Here is a 2,762-nt window from a genome sequence, read left to right on the forward strand (position 1 = left end):
TGTGCTTGCGAAAGCGCCTTTCGAAGAGCGGCAGCAGCTTGATGACCCAGCGGTGCACCGTCGAATGATCCACCGCGATACCACGCTCGTCCATCATTTCCGCAAGGTTGCGCAAACTCAGCGAATAGGCCACGTACCATCGCACGCACAGCAAAATCACTTCAAGCGGGTAGTGAAGGCGCTTCAGGACCTTGGCCAGGCCCGGCGCGAGTGTGGTTCGCGGTGTCTTCGTCTTCTTCATCGCACAGCTCAAAAATTCGCTACCCAATTTTAACGTGGGCCTTACTGCAACAGAACCCATCGCACGCAGGCTTTTCTTTCGTGCTTCGGCCCGATCCGTCAGCACTTCGCGCTATCAAGACATCAGATGAACGCCGCTCGTCATCGCGCTATCCTGAAAGAACGTCTCGCAACATGGCATGGCTGGACCGTCTCAGACCCGGTTGAGATGGTTGACTAATAAGGATTACTATGCATGTGCCGAGACATTGACCTACAGTACCCAACTTGACAACGCCCCGTCATCCCACCGCCAGCTCACGCTGTCGTACACGGCGAGGAGCGAGCCCGCCGGCATGACCAGATCGAGGACAAAGGCATCTATGCATTTCACAAGAAATACGGCTACGGTGTGCGCTCGCTGGTCGAGGCACAGATCTCGCGCATCAAGCGCTGCATCGGCGAGCGCCTGCTGACGCAGGATCTTGCGTCGCAGGAAGGCGAAGGCATCATCATCGCCAACCTGCTGAACCGGTGGAACGCCTTCGGCAAACGCGTTTGCGTCAAAAATGCATAGTCGCGTCCATGGCACGGGAACTTGTACCCATCCGGACAAAGCCCATCTCGAGCACTTCGCCCCTCGGGCCCTCACTTCGCCGTGCCAATGATGCATGCAGGGCCCTTCATGCATCATTGGCACCGTCAAGGGACGACCGCTGAAATCCCCCCGAAACCCGCAACCAGTCAAGGTGAAGCAGTGAACGACCGTAATTATAGCTTTGGCCGAGATAGTGCTGTGAGCGCGCTCACAGCTGGCAAGCGCGTACTTCGGAATACCTACTGGCTGCTCGCGCTGTCGATGATCCCGACCGTGCTCGGCGCCTGGGTGGGCCTTGCCACCGGCTTCTCGCTGTTCGCCGCCAGCAGCCCCGCCATGAGCATGCTGGCGTTCTTCGCGATCGCCTTCGGCTTCATGTTCGCGATCCAGCGCACCAAAGACAGTGCCGTCGGCGTATTCGTACTGCTCGGCTTCACGTTCTTCATGGGGCTGATGCTGTCGCGCATCCTCGCTTTCGTGCTCGGCTTCTCGAACGGCCCGTCGCTGATCATGCTCGCGTTTGGTGGCACTGGTGTGATCTTCGCGGCCATGGCGACCATTGCCACGGTCAGCAAACGCGACTTCTCGGGCCTCGGCAAGTGGCTCTTCATGGGCGTGATCGTGATCCTGCTGGCTTCGGTCGCGAACGTGTTCCTGCAACTGCCGGCACTGATGCTGACGGTCTCGGTCATGGCAATCGTGATCTTTTCCGCCTACATCATGTTCGACGTGCAGCGCGTCGTGAACGGCGGTGAGACGAACTACATCACCGCGACGCTAGCGATCTACCTGGATCTGTATAACGTGTTCGTCAACCTGCTTGCGCTGCTCGGCATTTTCGGCGGCAACCGCAACTAATCTTACTGTTGTCAGTCTGACCACGAAGTCGCGCGGAGGTTTGTTTCATCGGCTCTGTCAAGTTCGCGAAGCGGTTTTCAATGGCGCACGGAGGTAAGGCTTCCAACTGGTTGCGGTACTGTCGCAACAAGGAAGCTAAGGAAGGTCTTATGTGGCCGCCTCCCGGATTACAAATAGTGTTGTGATTTTTGGCTTTCAGGTAAAGGCAGCACGCTTATACATGGCCTCGTCCCATTTGACAAATGATCTGGTCTACAGCGGGCAGGGGCGTTGTCAAGTTGGGTACTGTAGGTCAATGTCTCGGCACATGCATAGTAATCCTTATTAGTCAACCATCTCAACCAGGTCTGAGACGGTCCAGCCAAGCCATGTTGCGAGACGTTCTTTCAGGATAGCGCGATGACGAGCGGCATTCATCTGATGTCTTGATAGCGCGAAGTGCTGACGGATCGGGCCGAAGCACGAAAGAAAAGCCTGCATGCGATGCGCCTCGTGAAACCCGCACATCTGGCGTTCCCGCCTACGGTCGGCTGGTGGCGGTTCTCGGCGCGGTTGTTCACGCGTGCGGCCGCTTTGACGAAAACGTGCTTTACCTGAGCAAGCTCAGGGATATCAGCCTTCGCCGCCGGATAACTGCGCAGCTGGTCGGTAACGATCTTGCGCGGCACCGGGTTTGAACGTAGCACCCGCCTGAAGAAGCGCTTTGCCGCGGCCTTGTCGCGACGCTTTTGCACCAGCACGTCGAGTTCGGCGCCATGCTCGTCGACCGCGCGCCACAGGAGATACGGCGGTTCTGTTGCAGTAAGGCCCACGTTAAAATTGGGTAGCGAATTTTTGAGCTGTGCGATGAAGAAGACGAAGACACCGCGAACCACACTCGCGCCGGGCCTGGCCAAGGTCCTGAAGCGCCTTCACTACCCGCTTGAAGTGATTTTGCTGTGCGTGCGATGGTACGTGGCCTATTCGCTGAGTTTGCGCAACCTTGCGGAAATGATGGACGAGCGTGGTATCGCGGTGGATCATTCGACGGTGCACCGCTGGGTCATCAAGCTGCTGCCGCTCTTCGAAAGGCGCTTTCGCAAGCACA

Annotated in this window: 2 protein-coding genes and 4 pseudogenes; 4 read left to right on the plus strand and 2 right to left on the minus strand. The window is 57.6% G+C overall.

What is annotated here, in order from left to right; all coding sequences use genetic code 11:
* Positions 1 to 241, minus strand: a pseudogene (locus GCT19_RS41585) (IS6 family transposase); the annotation flags it as partial.
* Positions 242 to 301: 60 nt separating this feature from the next.
* Between GCT19_RS41585 and GCT19_RS44265 the strand changes: the two are divergent.
* From GCT19_RS44265 to GCT19_RS41600, 3 genes and pseudogenes are all read left to right on the plus strand, one after another.
* Positions 302 to 460: pseudogene (locus GCT19_RS44265) on the plus strand (IS6 family transposase); the annotation flags it as partial.
* A 171-nt stretch (positions 461 to 631) separates the two neighbouring features.
* Positions 632 to 796, plus strand: a complete 165-nt coding sequence (locus tag GCT19_RS41595; protein ID WP_321576961.1) for a transposase — start codon at positions 632 to 634, stop codon at positions 794 to 796.
* Between the two features lie 180 nt (positions 797 to 976).
* Entirely contained in the window at positions 977 to 1,675 is a 699-nt protein-coding gene (locus GCT19_RS41600; protein ID WP_321576962.1) for a Bax inhibitor-1/YccA family protein, read from the plus strand.
* A 324-nt stretch (positions 1,676 to 1,999) separates the two neighbouring features.
* On the opposite strand, the pseudogene GCT19_RS41605 reads toward GCT19_RS41600, so the two are convergent.
* A pseudogene (locus GCT19_RS41605) lies at positions 2,000 to 2,463 on the minus strand (DDE-type integrase/transposase/recombinase); the annotation flags it as partial.
* Positions 2,464 to 2,521: 58 nt separating this feature from the next.
* Between GCT19_RS41605 and GCT19_RS41610 the strand changes: the two are divergent.
* Positions 2,522 to 2,762 (plus strand): annotated as a pseudogene (locus GCT19_RS41610) (IS6 family transposase); the annotation flags it as partial.

Origin of the sequence: Paraburkholderia atlantica (genome assembly GCF_009362785.1) — a bacterium.
Taxonomy (GTDB): Bacteria; Pseudomonadota; Gammaproteobacteria; order Burkholderiales; family Burkholderiaceae; genus Paraburkholderia; species Paraburkholderia atlantica.